This window comes from Ensifer sp. ENS02, from assembly GCF_014851885.1.
Taxonomy (GTDB): Bacteria; Pseudomonadota; Alphaproteobacteria; order Rhizobiales; family Rhizobiaceae; genus Ensifer; species Ensifer adhaerens.
Window position 1 is genome coordinate 68,840 of sequence record NZ_JACVAO010000024.1, and the last position, 18,060, is coordinate 86,899.

15 protein-coding genes and 2 pseudogenes are annotated in these 18,060 nt (G+C 57.8%); 4 read left to right on the plus strand and 13 right to left on the minus strand.

Annotated features, from left to right (window positions below; all coding sequences use genetic code 11):
* Positions 1 to 2 precede the first annotated feature (2 nt).
* From ugpC to IB262_RS32350, 7 genes and pseudogenes are all read right to left on the minus strand, one after another.
* The gene (gene ugpC, locus IB262_RS32320) at positions 3 to 1,118 is read right to left on the minus strand and encodes a sn-glycerol-3-phosphate ABC transporter ATP-binding protein UgpC (RefSeq protein ID WP_060520813.1); all 1,116 of its coding nucleotides are present in this window, start codon (positions 1,116 to 1,118) and stop codon (positions 3 to 5) included.
* 28 nt (positions 1,119 to 1,146) lie between these two features.
* On the minus strand, positions 1,147 to 1,929 hold the full coding sequence (locus IB262_RS32325) for a GntR family transcriptional regulator (protein WP_060520812.1): 783 nt from the start codon (positions 1,927 to 1,929) through the stop codon (positions 1,147 to 1,149).
* A 1,200-nt stretch (positions 1,930 to 3,129) separates the two neighbouring features.
* Positions 3,130 to 3,279: pseudogene (locus IB262_RS32330) on the minus strand (integrase); the annotation flags it as partial.
* A 201-nt stretch (positions 3,280 to 3,480) separates the two neighbouring features.
* A complete protein-coding gene (locus IB262_RS32335) occupies positions 3,481 to 3,867 on the minus strand; it encodes a type II toxin-antitoxin system VapC family toxin (RefSeq protein WP_060520810.1) in 387 nt (128 codons plus the stop codon).
* The gene (locus IB262_RS32340; protein WP_034798574.1) at positions 3,867 to 4,121 is read right to left on the minus strand and encodes a type II toxin-antitoxin system VapB family antitoxin; all 255 of its coding nucleotides are present in this window, start codon (positions 4,119 to 4,121) and stop codon (positions 3,867 to 3,869) included. The genes IB262_RS32335 and IB262_RS32340 overlap by 1 nt, the downstream gene beginning before the upstream one ends.
* Before the next feature lie 720 nt (positions 4,122 to 4,841).
* The gene (locus tag IB262_RS32345) at positions 4,842 to 5,087 is read right to left on the minus strand and encodes a hypothetical protein (RefSeq protein WP_060521307.1); all 246 of its coding nucleotides are present in this window, start codon (positions 5,085 to 5,087) and stop codon (positions 4,842 to 4,844) included.
* Between the two features lie 478 nt (positions 5,088 to 5,565).
* Complete coding sequence (locus IB262_RS32350; protein ID WP_060521306.1) at positions 5,566 to 6,864, minus strand: tetratricopeptide repeat protein; 1,299 nt, start codon at positions 6,862 to 6,864, stop codon at positions 5,566 to 5,568.
* Positions 6,865 to 7,389: 525 nt separating this feature from the next.
* Here IB262_RS32350 and IB262_RS32355 point away from each other — a divergent pair.
* Positions 7,390 to 8,223 (plus strand): hypothetical protein, encoded by an 834-nt coding sequence (locus IB262_RS32355; RefSeq protein ID WP_060521305.1) that lies wholly within the window; start codon positions 7,390 to 7,392, stop codon positions 8,221 to 8,223.
* Between the two features lie 555 nt (positions 8,224 to 8,778).
* Here the strand turns inward: IB262_RS32355 and IB262_RS32360 are convergent.
* The 6 genes from IB262_RS32360 to IB262_RS32385 all read right to left on the minus strand — a co-directional run bounded on the left by IB262_RS32360 (position 8,779) and on the right by IB262_RS32385 (position 15,233).
* Positions 8,779 to 9,318 (minus strand): hypothetical protein, encoded by a 540-nt coding sequence (locus IB262_RS32360; protein WP_060521304.1) that lies wholly within the window; start codon positions 9,316 to 9,318, stop codon positions 8,779 to 8,781.
* A 479-nt stretch (positions 9,319 to 9,797) separates the two neighbouring features.
* Positions 9,798 to 10,553: a glucose 1-dehydrogenase gene (locus IB262_RS32365; protein WP_060521303.1), complete on the minus strand. Its 756-nt coding sequence runs from the start codon at positions 10,551 to 10,553 to the stop codon at positions 9,798 to 9,800.
* Positions 10,554 to 10,719: 166 nt separating this feature from the next.
* A complete protein-coding gene (locus IB262_RS32370; RefSeq protein ID WP_060581980.1) occupies positions 10,720 to 11,661 on the minus strand; it encodes a LysR family transcriptional regulator in 942 nt (313 codons plus the stop codon).
* Between the two features lie 352 nt (positions 11,662 to 12,013).
* Positions 12,014 to 13,384, minus strand: coding sequence for a DUF1254 domain-containing protein (locus tag IB262_RS32375; protein WP_192439284.1), 1,371 nt, complete (start codon positions 13,382 to 13,384; stop codon positions 12,014 to 12,016).
* Entirely contained in the window at positions 13,381 to 14,406 is a 1,026-nt protein-coding gene (locus tag IB262_RS32380; protein ID WP_192439285.1) for a DUF1214 domain-containing protein, read from the minus strand. Before IB262_RS32380 ends, IB262_RS32375 begins: the two co-directional genes overlap by 4 nt.
* 47 nt (positions 14,407 to 14,453) lie before the next feature.
* Positions 14,454 to 15,233, minus strand: a complete 780-nt coding sequence (locus IB262_RS32385; protein ID WP_113135886.1) for a hypothetical protein — start codon at positions 15,231 to 15,233, stop codon at positions 14,454 to 14,456.
* Positions 15,234 to 15,617: 384 nt separating this feature from the next.
* Between IB262_RS32385 and IB262_RS32390 the strand changes: the two genes are divergently transcribed.
* From IB262_RS32390 to IB262_RS36170, 3 genes and pseudogenes are all read left to right on the plus strand, one after another.
* Entirely contained in the window at positions 15,618 to 16,244 is a 627-nt protein-coding gene (locus IB262_RS32390) for a Crp/Fnr family transcriptional regulator (RefSeq protein WP_082566518.1), read from the plus strand.
* Positions 16,245 to 16,458: 214 nt separating this feature from the next.
* Complete coding sequence (locus IB262_RS32395) at positions 16,459 to 17,382, plus strand: homocysteine S-methyltransferase family protein (protein WP_060521298.1); 924 nt, start codon at positions 16,459 to 16,461, stop codon at positions 17,380 to 17,382.
* Between the two features lie 100 nt (positions 17,383 to 17,482).
* Positions 17,483 to 17,642: pseudogene (locus IB262_RS36170) on the plus strand (LysR substrate-binding domain-containing protein); the annotation flags it as partial.
* Positions 17,643 to 18,060 lie beyond the last annotated feature (418 nt).

Consider the following 18,060-nt stretch of genomic DNA (forward strand, 5'->3'; position numbering starts at 1 on the left):
CCTCACGCATGACCGTTGACGGCTTTGCCGCTCTCGGCGTCGAAAACATGGAGACGGCCCACCGGTATCTGCAGCTTGCCGATCTGCGAGAGCGCCTCGACATCGGCGGGCGTTTCGATCTTGGCGACGATCGGCTGGCCGGAAATCCTGGTGTGCAGAAGAGCCTCGGACCCAAGCGGCTCCACGAGGTCGACTGTCGCGGCGATTTCCTGGACGTCTCCGCTCGCTTGCTTGCCGACCGCGACGTGCTCGGGCCGGAGGCCGACCAGGATACGTTGATCGGCGCGCAGGGATGTAACGATTGCCATCGGTAATCTGAGGAGGGCGGCTTCCGCGTCGGCAGCGTCTATGCGCGCCTGCAGTTCACCGTCCACGGAAACGACTGTTGCGCGCAGGAGGTTCATGGGTGGTGAACCGAGAAAGCTTGCAACGAAGGCATTGGCCGGCTTGAGGAAAAGCTCCATCGGTGTGCCGACCTGTTCGACGCGGCCGCCGTTCATGACGACGATGCGGTCTGCCAGCGTCATCGCCTCGATCTGGTCGTGGGTGACGTAGATGCTGGTGACGCCCATGCGTTTGTGAAGCCGCTTGATCTCTGCGCGCATCTGGGTGCGAAGCTTGGCATCGAGGTTCGACAAAGGTTCGTCGAACAGGAAGACTTGCGGCTTGCGGACGATCGCCCGCCCCATGGCAACGCGCTGCCGCTGGCCACCCGACAGGTCCGCGGGCTTGCGTGCAAGGTAGGGCGTGAGGTCGAGGATAGCCGCCGCTTCCTTGACGGCCGCTTCGATTGCGTCCTTCTTTTCACGCCTTACGCGCAGGCCGAAGGCGATGTTTTCAGCGACATTGAGGTGGGGATAAAGCGCGTAGTTCTGGAACACCATCGCTACGTCGCGGTCCTTTGGCGCGACCCGATTGACGAGCCGCCCGCCGATCGAGACCGTTCCGCCGGAAATCTCCTCCAGGCCCGCCACCATCCGCAAGGTCGTTGACTTGCCGCATCCCGACGGCCCGACGAGAACGACGAACTCCCCGCGTTCGACATTCAGGTTTACAGAGTGCACGACTTCGAGTGCGCCGTAGCGTTTCACTACGTCGTTCAATTCCACTGCAGACATTTCAGTTTTCCTCCCGACGGCGCCTACCTCAGGTCAGGCTGCGCCGTGGTTTCCGTTTTTCTGTTGTGGTTGCATTGATCGATTCGATGTAGCTCCACAGTTTCGGATCGCGTGAAAGCTCTGTGATCTTGGCTTCGAGAGAGCCAAGATGCCGGGTCATAGCGGCCACCGCTTCATCCGGAGATGCGGCCCTTATCGCATCGATGATGTCGCGGTGTTCGTGGATGACCTCGCCGGTCCTGCGCACGCCGAACACCATCTTCAGATGGCGCATCCGGTCAATCTCGCCTTTGGCCTGATTGACAAAGGCCCAGACGCCGCTCAGCCGCGCCGTCGAAAAGATCACCCGGTGAAAGTCCTCGTCCAGCTCGAAGAAACGCGTGTAGTCCTCGTTTGCGACAGCCGCGATCTGCTGGTTGAGAGAGAGCTCCAATCGGCCAAGATCTTCCAGCGTATGCCGCTTGGCGGCCTCTGCCGCTGCGCCCGACTCGAGGCGAAAACGAATGAAGCAGGCCTCGATGTAGCGCTGCACCTCGATCGTCGCGACAAAGGTGCCGCCCTGTGGCACGACCTTGACCAAGCCCTCCTCGGATAGCCGGATGATCGCCTCACGCACCGGGGTTTTGGAGACGTTGAGGATCGCGGCCACTTCCTTTTCGGGCAACGCCCGTCCGGGCAGAAGCCTGACTTCGACGATCAATTGTCGAAGCAGCCGATAGACCTTGGCCGTGGTGTTGCCCGGTCCCTCCTTCGGAAAGGAACGAAGCAATTCTTCAAGGGGTAAGGCAGGAATTTCGACAATTTGAGACATATCATTCCGCAAACTGATATCTTAGTTGCGAGAGTGATGTCTCATGACGCGGTTGTCAAGGTGAAATCCACGTTGACAGTCGACCGCGTTAAACTTGCAGGCACTGGAACTATATTGCGGTCAATGAAGGCGCCTCCGAGGGTCTGACTATGGCTGTCCTTTTCGTTCGACAAAGTGGAAGAGGCGGCGTCGATCGGCCAGATTCAGCTGTGAATAGCGTCGAGACATGCCAAAATATCCAAGGGGAAACCATTGAAATCATTGGCGTGTCGCACGTTAAATTAGAATGTACCTACATTTGTCTGAGCGTCATAAGCGTTGGAAGTGAACACCTGCCACGCGTCCGTTCGCAGCGTCGTTCGAATACTCCGCGAATAGCGGATGTTCAAATGTCGCCAACTTGTCTGGACCCGACATTGCCGCACCGGCTTACTGATTTCGATGGCCGCTTGACCTGATGACCAGCGGCAACGGATCAGGCGGTTTCAGTGCAATCAGGCCGACGGACTTGATCATTCATCGCGGTGGGGCTCCGACCGTTGGGCAGGCCATCCATATTTAAGCTCGGTCCTGCAATTCCTCTACGACTGGCGCCTCAGCGCGTCAGTCGCAGTGCACGCCATCCTGAAGTGGTTTGGCGACAAGGTCCCCAGCTCAAAACCCGGCGAACAAAAGAGTCGTGCTAGTCGGGCAGAGTCTGGGTGGACTAAATGTCCCCGGCCTGTCAAAAGTCCTCAGGGACGCGATCGCCGTTATTTTTAGAACGGGGTCGGGCGACCGATTGACGTCACGTTGCTGCCGCGAGATCACGCTGGCCGTCCTACTATTTATCAGCACCCGAGACTGGTTGAAATCAGCGGCCAATAGCGCGCGATGGCTTCTTTCGGCCCAAAGCGGCTACACTGCAGCACTTCGGATTGACGCCCAAGAGAGATCAATCGGGCGGGACCCAAAAAGCATGGACGGCGGACTTCGATCCTAAGGGCATGGTGAGCCCGGCAGGACTCTAACCTGCGACCCATTGAGCGGCCTCTAACCATCGAGCTACAGGTCCCGCCAGATTACTTCCAACGGCGGCGAACGAATTAACCAAGCTTGAGGGGCGACGAAGCGCTTCGCAAATCTCCGGCGCTCGGTGGGAGGCCGAGCCGTCCCGCTCTCCAAAAGTCCAAGTAGCAGGGCTCGAAACGAAATGACTTCGCCCTCGCTGGCCAGATGCTTGAGCGTGGCGACATCGTCGTTGGTTAGGAGGGCCGCAAGCCGACCGCGGCGATCGAAGGGCAGGATGGCGTCGAGCGCGTTGAGTTCTTCAGCGCGTTTGAGGACGGATTCTGAGGCGGGTTCGCTCATTTCGGCAGGCCGTTGATATAGAGATCGCCGTGTGCCGACATCACGCGGCGCTCCGAACCCGGAATGCCTTCTACGGCGCACAGCCATACCTCGTCGATCAAGCAGGATTTTCCGCTCTGGCTCCGCTTGCCGCTTTGTGTGGTCGCCGACACGTCCGTGGGCGCTTTTGCTGGGCCGCTTCGAGCCACCAGGAATTCGTCCTCACGCCGCCTCGATGTCGGTTTGCGAAAAATCGTTGCTCTTGTAGAGGAGCGGTTCTCCCGAAAGCGCCGCAAGAGCATAGGAAAAGCAGTCGCCGTAGTTGAGGCTGGCCGGATGACGTCCCTTACCATAGCGACGCCAGGCGCGCCGCGCACGATCGGAATGTTCGGCTGTAACTGGGACGATTTCGACTTCTGCCTTGTAGAGCCAGAGGTCGAGATCGGCGCCTGCGGCCTCCCCAAGTCGAGTTTCGATCACCATGGCAGCCTCTAGGACGGTCGCGGCGGAGATGAGCCTGACGGGGTCGTCTGCAATGCGCTCGCGGAAAGCCGCCGCTTCCGGCTCATTGAAGGCGATGGCGGCAAGGACGGAGGTATCGATGACCATCAGGATGGCAGTCCGTTCTCGTCGTAGCCGAGAATTTCGTCGGCTGTGCGGCTGTCGAGAACGGGCCGAGCGTTCCAGCGTCGCTGGATCGCTTCGAGGTCCTCGAGGAGAGCGGCTTTGCGCAAGTCAGAGCCAAGCCGTCGCAGGCGCTCTTCGAGCGCGCGCTTGGTTGCGAGTGTGATGCTTTCGCCGGTCCGTTCGGCAAGGGTGCGGGCCAGCTGTTCAGTGTCGTGGTCTTTGATGCTCAGCGCCATTCTTGTCGACCATGGTTCCTAAATGTCTATATTCTACCTATAGCACAGTCGCTCTGCACGGGCAATGCGAGGGGTTGGGCTTAAGGGGACGTCGGCGAAAATGTTTCTTCCGACGGCCCTAGAGGGGCTCTGGATACAGGATCTAGCGATTTGCGCCGTCAAACCCATCACTATCGATACCTGATACGTATGTATTCGAAGTGGTCGACGAGGCGGGTGCGGTTCGCAACTACGTTGCCAAGTTCATGCGCCGCGAAGCGGACAAATTGGTCGTAGAATATCGCGGGCTTCAGATGCGGTTTGCAATCTCGCATATTCGCGACTGGTGCGCCGTGGAATAAGAGCAGCGCCGCTCCGAAGAAATCCGCGAGGAGTATAAATGCCGAGGCGAGGAAAAATCGTAGGCCTCATAGCGCAGAGTGATGTCCACATTGACGGGCTGAACATTCCTCCCGGGCTCTACTCGGCGACAGTGAGAACGTCTCTCTCCGGCCAGCACCGGAAGAGAACCCTGGAGACCACGTATGAGCTTCATTTGAATGCCCGCGACCTTAAAGGGGTTGGCGGTTTCCTTGGAGATGAGCGCGGCGCCAGTATGGATGCGACCACAGCCGTCCAAAAGGGGTTGCTCACCATCGCCTAATGTGAGGCTGCCTCATTGTTACCGTAGAGGTGATGCGGCCGGATCCTTCTCTTTTCACCAATCACCGATCGACTTCCCTATTCAGCGCCGTCTCCGTCGGATGTCTCGATTGCTAGATCGTGGAGCGCTTGGGCGTCCTCCGACGCATACTCAGCAGACAGGATGATGGTGAGAAACGCCGCTCGAGCGATTTCTTTTTTCGAAGCACTTGGATGTCTGGCCTTGACGGCTTCGATCAGCGCTTTTGGCCTCATCCCCGGGACCGCCAATTCCCGGATCGTTTCGGAGATGGTTTCGGTCTCACGAAGCTTTTTCTCTCGCATTGCCACTCCAAATGCTGACGAGAAATATTCATATCGTAGCTACATAAGAGAATTGTGATTTCAGCCGGCTGGCTGTGCCAGAGCTAGCTAATCGTCTGGAAACCCTACCGTCGGTCTACGCCGCGCCCTGCGGCGGAACCAAATAGAACGGACATTTGCTGCCCGTCATCGCATCACCAGACATGCACAAGTATCGCATTTCTGCGTGAGCCAATTGAGCCGGCCAACCTTTCGCTTACGCCGCGAGGCCGTTTACTGTCGCTTCGGTCAATAAGAAACCCCTAAAATTACGGGGAACAAAGATAGTCAAGGACCAGAACGAAGGTGCAACCATGCCGACTACGACGAAGCAGGCCTCACAACAAAAAGTGGAGCTACTTCGGAAGGAAATCGTCGCTATCATGAGCCCCCATAGCGTGCGAGAGCCGCTTCATGGCGGCGCAATTTGCGAAAGCGCGGCAACCCCGTACCAAGGTCCTCAGCAGCCTTCGCCGCCGCTAACCGCGTCTAGTCCGCATGCCGTGCCGCCCACGGCCTCAGCAACAGTTCCCATCGCTGCAACCATTCCTTTCTGCGCCTGCATCTGAAGCGTTGGCGAGTACCACCCTTCCGAGCCAAGAATGAAAACCTCTTCCTGTCGCTTGGACCCGTTGCGCGTCATCATGTCGGCGGCTGAACTCATAACCTGGCCCTGTAGAGTATTGCCGAGCGCTGAGATCATCTCTTTCGAGCGACGGTAGGTCAAATCTGCCACGAAAGCGCATGTATAGCCTTGCCCGCCTTTGACGCAGCGTTCCTTGTGCATCCCGTTGATCTCAATTTCCCACGCCGTATCGGCGAACAGGCCATAGGTGAAACTGCGAAACCCAGTCTGCTTTCCGTATTGGGCATAGGCGCGCATGAAGGCTAGCCCGATCTCTCGCTCGTCCGGCTCCGTGTAGTCGGCTGGCACCACGATCGTCTTTCCATCAGCCATCAGGCTTCGCTCACGCCGCGAATGTGCGGCTGTCTCCAAATGCTCGGCCGCAGTCTTGCTGCCAAGTTCCGCGGCAATCTCAAACAGGCGGTCGGCCTCGTCCCTGTTCTCGGGTACACCCTTTCCGAGCTTGTAGTGCATTGCAATGCTGAAGTAGCCGGACGGGTCGTTCTGGTCGGCTGCCAGCTGATACCATTCCCGCGCCTTTTCGAATTCTCCACGCGCCTCAGCCTTCTGCCCCATCCACCATTGCGCCTTTGCATTCCCTTGCTCGGCGGCCGCCTTCATCCACTTGTGGCTTTTCGCTTCATCAAGAGCGCCGAAACGTGGCTCCTGATGAAGGAATGCAAGCACGAGCTGTGCTTCGACATCGCCGGCCTTTGCTGCTTTCTCATACGTGGCTGGCGTGACAGCGTTCCGGGCTGCCTGGCGATACCAGTCGGATACATCCTTGCCGATCGTCCCTTCGTTCCTTCTCGCCAGCCCACCAGCGTTTGAGAACGTATACAGCGCAAACCGGATATCCTGCTTTGGGCCTGGCGCCATGTAGGCGCGGGCTCGCCGAAATTCGCTTGCGTGGTCCTGCGGGTTTAAACGCGCCGCCTCGTCGCATGCTGTCGTCGCCGCGGACGTATCGATAAATGGAAGATCGACCCCGATCTGCTCTTTGTTGTTCGGCTCCTCGACAGATCCAGCCAATCGTCGACATTCATAAACCGGATCAGCCGCGTGAGCATCTGCGAAGGCAAGCCCTGCTAGCAGGCTCCACGCGGCAATCCTTGGAAAATCTACGACGTCCATTCGATTCCTCCATGAAAAAGGAGCGAGGCGAGTATCGCTTGTCGGACTGAACTGGCGCGATGCACAAAAGACGCTGGTCTAAGGGGTCAACAGATTTGGTCCGAGCTTCACATAGTGCCGCTTTTCCACGGAAGTTGAAGTAGACACTATGGGCTAGCTTCACAGCGGAAGCGCCGCGACCACTGTTGCGGGGGAAGGCGCCTTCATCTGGAAGCGGGAAAAAGATGGGGTTAGGCTGCGAGGTCGAGCTTTGATTGTTTGAGACAGCCGCCAGCGACGGCGGCTACGAGTTGTTATTATTTATAGTGTGAGGTTTGCTCAACCGCCCTCTGAATGCACTTGGCAACCGAAGGCCTTTGGCTCCATCCCCCCGCCCGGAGATCGCACCTTTCATTAAACTCGCCGCTCGGCGCGTGGCGTCGCGAAAACAGCTCCAGGCGCAACGTCAAGGCTACATCGAATAGGCGAATTGTTCAGCCCTTCGCCTCGGGTGATAATTTCCGAGCGTGCGAATGGAGCCGGGTTATGAAGATAATGCGTGCAATATCTTCGTTCGTGTTCCTCCGGCTCTTCGTTCTCTCTATTCCGCTCCTTTGCTGGCCAGCTGAGCAAGTGGAGGCTTCGGGCAGCCGGTTATGTATATCCAACATTGGGAACGCGACTGTGAAGGTCGCCGTGATCTACAGTGGCGCGTGGGGGGGCTGGCTGGCGGACGGGTGGTGGGAGATTAAGCCTCAAAGCGGCTTTCTTGAGGGTTGCACGCATGTGCCAGAGAACGACAATCAAGGAGCAGATTTTCATTACCTCGCATTCCGCCAGCAAGGTCCTGATGGGAGATGGTATGAGGCAGCCTTTGACGTCAAAGATGTAAGCTGGACGGAGGACGGATCAGATACCGTGGGAGGTAGCTATACGCTTGTTCCGAGGTCTACGCACGATAGTCGCCAACTGGACGGCCCATTCGGGAGGAGAGACCTCGGGGGAACCAAGTTCATAACGTGTGTTCCGAAACTGGGAACCAAAAAACTCTCGACGCTCAAAGACCATTGGTCCTGTTCCCCCTACGATATGCTCGCGTTATTCGGGACGCAGCTTTACACGCCTACTGACGGCGGCTTGCTGCAGATAAACGACTATGATGTTTACGTTCGGACAAGCGTGGACGCGAAACTCTTCGATATCAATCCATCTAGTTCTGGCAAAGCCAATGAGAAGAACCAGAAGGTGTCACCTGGACCTCCGGAATCTGGAGAACCAGATCTCCTCCTGGGGTCGCAGGGGTATGGCTTTTACTTCATGCTGGCTCATCTGCTATTGTTTTATCACCCACTCGGCGTAATCGTTCTCGTGGGTGCCTAGGAACGCGCCTCGGTCTATGGTGCCTACGAAGAGTGCAGTCCCAGAGAATCCATCCGGTTGTTCAGGCCAGGTCTTCCGCGAGCTACAAGACGGCCATATGATAAACTAATTCATGTCGGCCGCCTCGTGGCACCCTGCAGCAAGGACACCGTTGGGGGCTATGCGATTTTTCGCGTCCTGGTGCTGATCCTTGCTCTCATTGCATATCTGTTGCGAGCCGCCTCATTGCCTCCGGAAATAGAGTAGCTTCTATCACCACCAGCGCACACGCGCACCGTCTCACGAAGTCATAAACGTCGAGACTTCGGAGGTCGGCGCAGATGATTGAGCCCCCGCAGGGGGCGGAGGCTCAATCAAGGTGCGCGTTCGTAAATTGAGGAATTGCGCGGCAATAAAAACCAGCACGGATCTCATTTTTAACGTGTGCTTTGTGGGTGCGCAATTACAGGTATATTGTTGCAAGTGAGACGCTGAATAGCAATGAATTTATAGGGGCTCTGGCTAATCAATTCGAGTTACGCAGCAACCGCCGGGCTATTTCAAGGATCCTCGATTTCAACCGGCGTCCAGCGGAGGCGGGATCATCGGCGAACCCAGGGATGGAGAGGGGCCTCTGACTTCGGAGACATACACCTCGTGGCCGAAGTGGGGGTCCTGGCTCAGGTCCGGACCATCAAACCGATCTATAAATTCTTCAAGATCCGTCTGGTGCGAGAAGCCCATCGCAACGGCAGACATGCTTTCGACTTCGCCGCCCTGGTCCTCATAAGTCGCACTCATTTCGAGGACACCTAGCCGATCGAAGTTTGCTTGCATGTGAAATGAAAGCCAAACCAGATATTCTAGCGGATAGCCGGGATTGCCTGCATATGTCACGACATAGGGGTAAGCCAAACGAAATCGTTCGGCCAACGCTACGCCTTCGGAGGCAAAGACAAGAAGATCACTATCCTCCTCGACGTCGTGAAGTTCGATCGTCAGATCATGCTTGCGCAAAGCGACGTACGCGCCAAGTCGGTCGGATGGCAAGGATGCGAATATGATGTCGCGCCATCGTTGGATGGCTTCATCGAGATCGGTGCGGACCAAAAACATGAAGCATCCTCAGCAAAGCCATCCCATGATCAAAAGCTTGGAGCGGTGCACAGTGCAATTACAGCTAGTAGATATTAGGTGGAGCTAAATTTCAAGCTCGGCATAAGGTGTTTGCGGAGTGACATGCAACGGTCACTGGCAAGGTCGTGAAGCGTATAACCCGTTACGCCGCCATTAAGCCCGGATGGAGGATGAACTGCGCGAGCCATCTTCAGTCAGGCAAGAACAAGGCCCGGGCTCGCGCTACCTGCCCCGAGCGGTCAACGCCGGTGACCCAGGTGCGAAGGGCCATGGTTGACCTCTGTGCACCCTAGTTGCGGTACTCTTCACGTTCTGGGCTAAAATGTTTGCGTAAATATCGACTGGAAGAGGATAGCGCCCGGCATATCGTGAGGCTTGAAACTCACCATACGCCGCGCGTCTTTTGCGTCACTTGGTCATACGTCGAAAGTCCTTGCGGTCCCCTAAAACGCGGCCGATCAGACTTGGGCCTGGCCACCGTCGGCGAAGAGTTCGGAGCCGTTGACGAAGCTTGCGTCGTCGGAGGCAAGGAACAGGGTGGCCTTAGCGATCTCCTCGGACTCGCCGACCCGGCCGAGCGGGATACGCGAAGCGAGATAATCGAGGAGACCCTGCTGCTGTTCCTTGTCGTTGCCAGCCAGTTCAACGAGGCCGGGGGTGCGTGTGGCCCCCGGGGAAACCACGTTGACGCGAATGCCGGTACCCTTGAGGTCAAGCGCCCAGGAGCGAGCCAGGTTGCGGACTGCGGCCTTGGAAGCGGAATAGACCGAGAAGGCGGCGGTACCTTCGGTACCGGCGGTCGAACCGGTTAGCACGACCGACGAGCCGTGACCCAGCAGTGGAAGCGCTTTTTGCACGGTAAAGATGACGGCCTTCACGTTGCGACTGAAGGTATCGTCGACCTGCTCCTCGGTGATCTGCCCAAGCGGGAGCATGCTGCCTCCACCGGCGTTTACGACAAGGACGTCAAGGCGTCCGTGTTCCGACTTCACCTGGGCAAAAAGCTTGTCCAGGTCTTCGTTGCTCGATGAGTCGGCCTGCACGCCAACGGCAGCCTCGCCGATCTCCGCAATTACCTTGTCCAAGGAGTCCTTGCGGCGGCCCGTAATGTAGACGCGGGCGCCTTCGGCTGCAAAGAGCTTGGCAGTCGAAAGTCCGATGCCGCTGGTTGCTCCAGTTACCACGGCAATCTTGTTTGCAAGTCTGTTCGTCATCTTATTCTCCTAATGCTGCACGCGCGAAAGGATCCAGTCCGAATGCGCGGCCTGTGGAAGTTTTTGAAATGTTCGTAGGGGGCTTTGGCCTTCGCCCGCGTCGCCTTCCGATGGGACGAACGTAGTTGGTCTCCCCGTCGGCGAGAAGCCGCTCGGGATGGAGACATTATCCATCTGGATGAATGGTCTCGGTCGCAGAACTGCGCCTGGCATCGACGCGCTCGAAAACGCCCGTCACCCAATCGGCGAAGGCCCGCAGCCTCGGATTGGGAAACCTATCTCCCGGATAAACGAGATGCAGTGAGTGGTTTTCCGGCTTCCATCTGGGGAGGAGCTCGACGAGAGCGCCGCGCTCGATATGCGGCTTTGCCAGAAAGCCGAAGCTCTGACCGATGCCCAGCCCGGCCACGAGCGAATTTAAGTGAGCAGTGCTTTCGTTGACCGAAATGCCGTTGGATGTCGGTACATATTCAGTTCGCTCATTTCCTCGCAGGAACCGCAACGGAAAACGCTTTCCTGACGATGCTGAGAAATAGCTGACGACTCGATGCGCCTCGATCTCGTCTGGACGCGTCGGTAGCTCTCGACCTTCCAGGTAGGTAGGTGCCGCGCAAAGAATGTAATCGAGTTCGCATAGTTTGCGGGCCTTTAGGCTTGAGTCTGCAAGAGAGCCGCCGCGGATTACACAATCTATCCCTTCCCCAATCAGATCGGCGGAGCGATCACTGACGCCGAGCATGAGATCGATGTCCGGGTATTGCCGTTGGAAATCCGAAAGAGAGGGTATGATAATGTGGTTCGCAAGCACAGAGCCGACGTCCACACGCAGTCTTCCCTTGGGGGTGCTGCGCGAGCCGGCGACAGTGCCGTCCATGTCATCGAGATCCGCGAGCAGGCGAAGTGCGCGCTCATGATAGGCGGCGCCTTCCGTGGTCACAGTCACAGTTCGGGTCGTTCGTTCTACGAGCTTCGTCCCGAGATGCGCTTCGAGATCCTGTACGAGTTTGCTGACGGAGGACCGGGGCAAGTTCAGCGTGTCTGCGGCTTTTGCGAAGGATCCCGCTTCGGCAACGCGGACGAAGGTTCGTATGGCGAGTATCTGATCCAATTTAATGGCCTTGGTGATCGGAACTTCGACAATATACCGAGGGCGACACTTGACGCCATGGATGTTTCTTCGACGGGCCTTGCTTCCGGTCTAAGGCGTTTGGAAGGGCTTCGAGGGTGACTGGAGCCGCCAAGTCCGCCTAGACCTCAGCTCCCTGCCAGGTGACAGCCGCCACCATTGATCGAGTCCTCGCCTCGGTGAACCGCACTCCCGCGCGCGTGCCAGCGCTGTGCGTCGCAAGTTCAAGGTTGGGTGTCTCGTTTGAAGCGGGCCCTAAGGCTAATCGACTTCGCTAGAGGCGTTCGTGGTTTCTGGGTATCGGCAACGCGGCTGAAGATCGTTATGATCTCATTTATTGCGGAACGGCCTGGATCGCGGGCGGCTTCCAATGCCCGTCCAACGCTGACGCCGTGGGCAGATAGAGCCTCATGACCGCATAGAAGGATTCGCTCGGCGCTGGGAGCCAATTTGATTCCAACGCTGCTCCTGGGCTTTCGTGCTGCAAATACAGAACGATCTTTCCGTCGGCGCTTTTCTGAAGGCTCGCGAGCATGGGCGAGTTGATCAGGTAGCGATCGACAGGGTTGTCGACAAGGAACTGCTTCGGTCTGTCATACATGGTCAGCGACCAAAAGGCCTCGACCGGTGGCAGCGTCTCAGGGGTCAAGGTGAGAGTGTATCTTGCTCTACGTCCGTCAAGTGGCGCCTCCTGTGCGTCGACGGCATAGATCACATAGAGTGCCTCTTGCACCGAGTTGCCGTAGATGCCGCCTTGCGCCGCCGCGGCGCGGACCATGAACCTGCCCTTCATGAATTCCGGCGTGCCGAATAACTTGGACGAATCTGTCAACCGCGCGGCCTCGTCTCGAATCTCCTTCTCGGTCGCGACCGCCACGGCATTCATGAGCTTCACTGTCTCTGGTGAAAGATCCGCTCCGGACCAGGTCGCTCCTTTTTGGACGCCAAGCTTGGCAAGGTTAGCCCGTGGCGTCTCGTCACCGGGATAAGGTGGTGCGAACTGCAGCAGGAATGCGGCAAGCGCCCAGTAGTTCGTAATCATCAAATCGTCTGAGATTGGAAGCCAGTCAACGGATGGCGGAGGAGCGGAAGCCGGCGTTTCCGCGTAGACTGACAGCAGCGTAGCCTTGTAGCCCGCCTGGATTTGCTCCACGTTCTCAAGATCGTCGGGCGAGAAAAGCTGCGTCCGGATAATGCCTATGGCAAGCGTGGTCGGCATTTCGACCACGCGCTTGATCCTCGTCGGTATATCGCCCTTCCAGCCTGGGCCGGTGATCAGAAAATCGCCGCCGTCGTTGCCGTCCACCCGCGTGCCTGGATAGTCGACGTTGTTCGTATAGAGGTCGATGAGTTGAAGCGAGTAGTAGCGGTCTTTCTCGATCGGTGGCATCGTCACGACGACAGGTTCAGCCCTCAGATCGAAGACAATGAAGGAATAGGGGGTGTCGGAATTCGGCGTGATGATTGCCGTATCTTCGGGCGTGTAAACCCTGGCGACGCTGACCAGTGTGTTGAGCGGCCCCTTATACTGGCCGCCACCCGGCTCCAGTGCGTACTGGTACATGGTGAGGTAGTTCTTCACCATCGGATAGGTGTAAATATACACCTCTCTGGCGATGGCCCCGATGTCATCCTGCGCGAATGCCTCAAGAGGCGGCAGCAGCATTAGCGCAGTGGTTCCTTGCAAGAAGGTGCGGCGCTTCATTCCTTCACTTCCTCTGCGGCCGGAAACTTCCAGCTTCCCTCAAGAACTTGCATCTCGGGCCTATACAGGCGGACCATGTAGTTCCATCCCTCGGGTGTCGGCAGGCAGTTGGCCACCTTGCCATCGCAGCCTCCGAACTGGACTGTGACCGAGCCATCCTGGCTCTTCTGCGCGGTCACGTTATTCAGGGAATAGGCATTGAACGCGTTGGGCGTAAAAAAGCCTTCCTTGTTGTAGACCGTGACCGACCAGAAGTCTTTGACGGGGACATCCTTCACCGTGAGCCGGTAAACGCTGTCGCCGTCGTTCTTTTCCGGCGTCACGTTGAGGTAAAACGCTTCCTTGTCTGGGTTTCCGCCCCATCCAAGTGCTGCTCCAATCAGGTGCCGGACCGGATCGACTTCATCGCGCGGTCCAAACATTTTCGCGGTGTTTGGGAGCAAAGCTCCGAGATCGAGCAGCGCGCGGCGTGTGTTGTCACGACTTTTACTGTCCCACTCCGGGATCTCAAAACTACCCTGTGCTGACTGCTTGAACGTTACCGCATCTTGAAGCGCATGAACCTTCTTCATGTCCTCGGAGCTGTTGGGGTCAGCAAAAAAGCGAAAGGCCAGCACGACATAGCGGGTACCTATATCCTTGCGAGTCAACGTGTACGAGCCAGCCCCATAGAATACGCCATGGGCGTAGTGGTCCTGGTCGATCACCAGAAGCGACACGAAGCGGTCGTCGGTGTCCGGCACATTGATCGTCACCGGCCCCGCATCGAGATCGAACACGGCGGAAGAATAAAGCGTGTCACGGTTCAGGCGGATGATAGTCTGCTTGTCGAGCGGTACCATTTCGCGCGTATGATCGAACTTGCCAAAGCCACCATTTCCGGCGATGCCGGAGAAATAAAGGTCGCTCTCAGCGCGCACAAAGTTGTCGCTGTTGACGAGGATCGGGTCGGCAAAAGCCGGCAGCGCAGCAAGCAGTGACACCGCAGCAATCGTCGAGCAGCTCAATTTTGCAAGAGACATGGAAGCCCACCAAGTTGAAATTAGAAAAGCGGATTGACCGGCGAACATTAAAAGCGAACGACGAGTCCAAGGATCGGACCTTGTTGCACGGCGTCGAAGATAAAGCCGTCGTGGCTGTAATCGACGCCGAGCGCGCGATAGCCAGCGATGGTTGAGATCCTGTCTCTGAACTCGTAACCGATTCCTATGGCGAGATCCCAATCAAGATCCGCCTGTCCTGCCCCGGCCAGGCCCCAGGCGCTCAGATAGAAGTGGTCCGTCAGGAAGTAACGACCGCGAACGCCCGCTATGGCGTCCACCCATGTGGCGCTGTCACGGCTCGAAACTCCACTCAGAAACCCGCCGGAAAAGGAGATCCGCGTACTCGCATGCCAGATACGTGCCCCGGCCACGACGTCGACGTTACTGCGGCCATCTTGAAAGATGGCATAGCCCATACCAACGAGACCAGCGAATGTCTCCGACGTGGTGTCGACCCCTCGGGCAACGACACCGAGCGGCGTGGCAGTTTGCGACGAAACCTTGGTGTAGATCACGTCACCAAAGACGCTGAACCGATCGTGACGCGCTTCACCGATCGCCATGAAGCCAACGTCGAGATCCTTCAGGATATCGCCGAAATCGGACACAACATGAATTGCGGGTAGACCGAACTGTCCGAAATCACCAGAGATGCCGGCGACCCAAAAATAAGGGCTTGCGGTAAAGCTCCAACCTTCGGCATTGGCTTCAGGGACAAGGAATGGCTGTTGAAGGTCCGCGCTGTTTGCGGACGAAGAATGCATCAAAGCGGTGAACAATGCTGCCGCCAAGAGAAAAGATTTCATCGCCTTGGCCCCACCATCGAGTGTGGCTGAACACTGGTTTGCGGTATCGTCAACTGGGACGGCAACCGACGCTGCCTGTTGTGGGCGAGGTGCCAGCATTGAAGGCTCACGATGACGACATCGCGGGGGCGCGGAATTTCCTTACGGCAGCAGTGTGAAGCTATTGAAGAGCTCAAGTTTTATGTAACCCCATCGATCCTCGGCGATAAGCTCACATGTGCACATGTGTCGACCACAGATTGTCCGGATCCAGACAATTTACGAAATTTTGTGTTCGATCAGCGAAAAACGTTCTGTCCAGACCGTGCATGTGGAGGGATCCCGTTGGAGTTGACACGAGAGAAGGCAGAACATGTCCTGTGCCAGGGGCCTTGGCTCGCACATATGAGCGCGCAATTCCGGACGGAGCTGCTGCGCCAAGGGCATTTGCAGAAATTTTCTCCCGATCAAATCATCTATCGATATGGCGACGCGGCTGGTGGAATGTATGGCCTTGTCGCCGGTTCTCTCACCATCAACTCGGCGCCTCCCGACGCGATCCCGCGTCTAATCCATCTCGGAATGGCGGGCGCATGGACGGGGGAAGGGCCTTTCCTCACCGGCCAGCCCCGCAGGGTTGAGTTGAGAGCCCTTGGTGAGACCTGGATGATGCACGTGCCATTGGACGCATTGGAGCAGATGGCGGCACGGGATCCCGCCGTATGGCGTGCGGTGGGTTTGAACACCGTCTTAACCGTGGATGTCCTCGTCCGTATTATTCATGACCTACAAAAGCGCAATGTCGAATGCAGAATAGCCTCCGTGCTTCAGCGAGCGGGTTGGCTCGGTGACATGGCCATCCCGTTGTCCCAGAGCGCCCTTGGCGTCATGGCGAATGCATCACGACAGCAGGTCAATTCCGCAATGAAGAGTTTCGCAAGGGCAGGTTGGGTCAAATACACCTATCGTTCCGTAACGATCTTAGACACGCAAGCGCTGAGACGGTTCTCCGACGGAGATGGGTCGGAGTAGTAAAAACACGAAACCATCCCTCTTCTGGGTTCCGTTCTACTCAGGGCGATAGGTTTGAAGTTGGCTCTCGGGCTCCAAGCGTCCATCCTGCTCGCATTCCGGAATGATAGTCCGACGCCGGGTCGTCGGGGCGTGGCGTTCGCCGGTCGCGCCCCGTCACAAAGTTCGATCACCCCGCCGGAATTTGCTACAATGGTTCTTTGGGGTGGATGCCATGGGTATACTTGACCGCCTGCTTTCGTCGCCATACCCATTCATCAGCGATGGTGGCATGGAGACAGACCTTATCTTCCACGAAGGCGCCGAAATGCCGCTTTTCGCCTCCTTCGTCCTGCTCGACAGCCCAGAGGGGCGCGAGATGCTGCGGCGCTACGCGGTATCGTATTTCGAGTTGGCCCAGGCCGCGAGTCGCGGGTTTGTGATGGGCACGCCGACCTGGCGCGCCAATTGCGGCTGGGGGCCGAAGCTCGGGCTCGACGACGCAGGGATCCGGGACGTCAACCGGCGCGCTATTGCCTTCGCCCGCGATCTGCGGGGCGCCCATCCCTGGCGGGACCATATCCTGATCGAGGGGGTTCTCGGGCCGGCAGGGGATGGTTACGCACCCGACCAGCTCCTGACCCCGACAGAAGCGGCCCGCCTGCACAGCGCCCAGCTGGAGACCTTTGCCGAGGAAGGTGTGGACATTGCGTCGGCTTTCACAATCACCCATCCAGGTGAAGCCATCGGCATGGTCAACCGCGGGCGCGACCTTGGCCTGCCTTTAGCACTCTCATTCACGGTCGAGACCGACGGGCGGTTGCCGACCGGGCAGGACCTCGATTCAGCGCTCTGCGAGGTCGAAGCCGCGACTGGCGGCTACGTTTACTACTATGGGATCAACTGCGCCCATCCCGAGCATTTCTGCAAACAGTTGCCATCGCGCTGGCTCAACCGGATTGGCATGGTCCGACCAAACGCTTCTCACCGCAGCCATGCCGAACTGGACGAAGCCACCGAGCTCGATGACGGCGACCCGCAGCAGTTCGGCGTGCTTTGCGCCGACCTGGCAAAACGGCTCCCTAAACTGCGCGTCGTCGGCGGATGCTGCGGCTCGGACATGCGGCACATCAGGGCTCTAATCGCGGCGGGCATCTGAGCGCCGGGTGATGCATTGAAGAAAGAACGAGCCCGCTTCACCTTCACAGCGAGATCGACACTGGAGCGCTGAAGTGTGAGAAGATCCAGAACCTCTCTGCGAGCACTATTTCTCCGAGGTGTTCGATACCCATGGTCTGACCGGCAACATTGCCTAGCTGTGACGACACTTTCTCGTTGGTGTCGCTCGTCTCGACCGGCCTCGGCATCGGCTTTGTGCCGGAGTGGACAAGGGATTTGGCGAACCGCAACTTCGTGCTTTGTCCTATAGGGCGTCGGTCCGGCCGCTGGCACGGTGGGTGTAGTCATCAGGCACAATGAACGAGCCGAGGACCTGATATAGCCTTTACGCTACATCCGTTTCATCGCGACGGTTCCTGAACAGCCGCGGCCTGCACCGGATCCTTTGAACCTGCCGGTCCCTTTGTCTCCCTTTATCACTCCCGTCAGGGTGTTGCCTCCTTTCCTTCCTTTATGGATGAAAGTGTTGGTCATGTTGACGGTTCCGTTTCGGGAGACTTTTCCCGAAAACCCAGTGCTAGACGACACGATTGCGCGGCGACAAACAAGGTGAGATTCAGCGTCAATCAGGATGAGACTCGGCGGCGGGGGTGTGACGAAGGGAGGGCGTAGCCCGACCGGAGTTACACCCCCGCCGCGGCGCAATTTTTAGGCGTCT

Bases quoted from the DNA above. Each gene is read 5' to 3' on its own strand.
- IB262_RS32360 (WP_060521304.1), bottom strand. From the start codon at position 9,318: ATGTTTTTGGTCCGCACCGATCTCGATGAAGCCATCCAACGATGGCGC.
- IB262_RS32355 (WP_060521305.1), top strand. From the start codon at position 7,390: ATGAAGATAATGCGTGCAATATCTTCGTTCGTGTTCCTCCGGCTCTTC.
- IB262_RS32340 (WP_034798574.1), bottom strand. From the start codon at position 4,121: ATGGCGCTGAGCATCAAAGACCACGACACTGAACAGCTGGCCCGCACC.
- IB262_RS32350 (WP_060521306.1), bottom strand. From the start codon at position 6,864: ATGGACGTCGTAGATTTTCCAAGGATTGCCGCGTGGAGCCTGCTAGCA.
- IB262_RS32385 (WP_113135886.1), bottom strand. From the start codon at position 15,233: ATGAAATCTTTTCTCTTGGCGGCAGCATTGTTCACCGCTTTGATGCAT.
- IB262_RS32345 (WP_060521307.1), bottom strand. From the start codon at position 5,087: ATGCGAGAGAAAAAGCTTCGTGAGACCGAAACCATCTCCGAAACGATC.
- ugpC (WP_060520813.1), bottom strand. From the start codon at position 1,118: ATGTCTGCAGTGGAATTGAACGACGTAGTGAAACGCTACGGCGCACTC.
- IB262_RS32335 (WP_060520810.1), bottom strand. From the start codon at position 3,867: ATGGTCATCGATACCTCCGTCCTTGCCGCCATCGCCTTCAATGAGCCG.
- IB262_RS32395 (WP_060521298.1), top strand. From the start codon at position 16,459: ATGGGTATACTTGACCGCCTGCTTTCGTCGCCATACCCATTCATCAGC.
- IB262_RS32390 (WP_082566518.1), top strand. From the start codon at position 15,618: ATGAGCGCGCAATTCCGGACGGAGCTGCTGCGCCAAGGGCATTTGCAG.
- IB262_RS32380 (WP_192439285.1), bottom strand. From the start codon at position 14,406: ATGTCTCTTGCAAAATTGAGCTGCTCGACGATTGCTGCGGTGTCACTG.
- IB262_RS32365 (WP_060521303.1), bottom strand. From the start codon at position 10,553: ATGACGAACAGACTTGCAAACAAGATTGCCGTGGTAACTGGAGCAACC.
- IB262_RS32325 (WP_060520812.1), bottom strand. From the start codon at position 1,929: ATGTCTCAAATTGTCGAAATTCCTGCCTTACCCCTTGAAGAATTGCTT.
- IB262_RS32375 (WP_192439284.1), bottom strand. From the start codon at position 13,384: ATGAAGCGCCGCACCTTCTTGCAAGGAACCACTGCGCTAATGCTGCTG.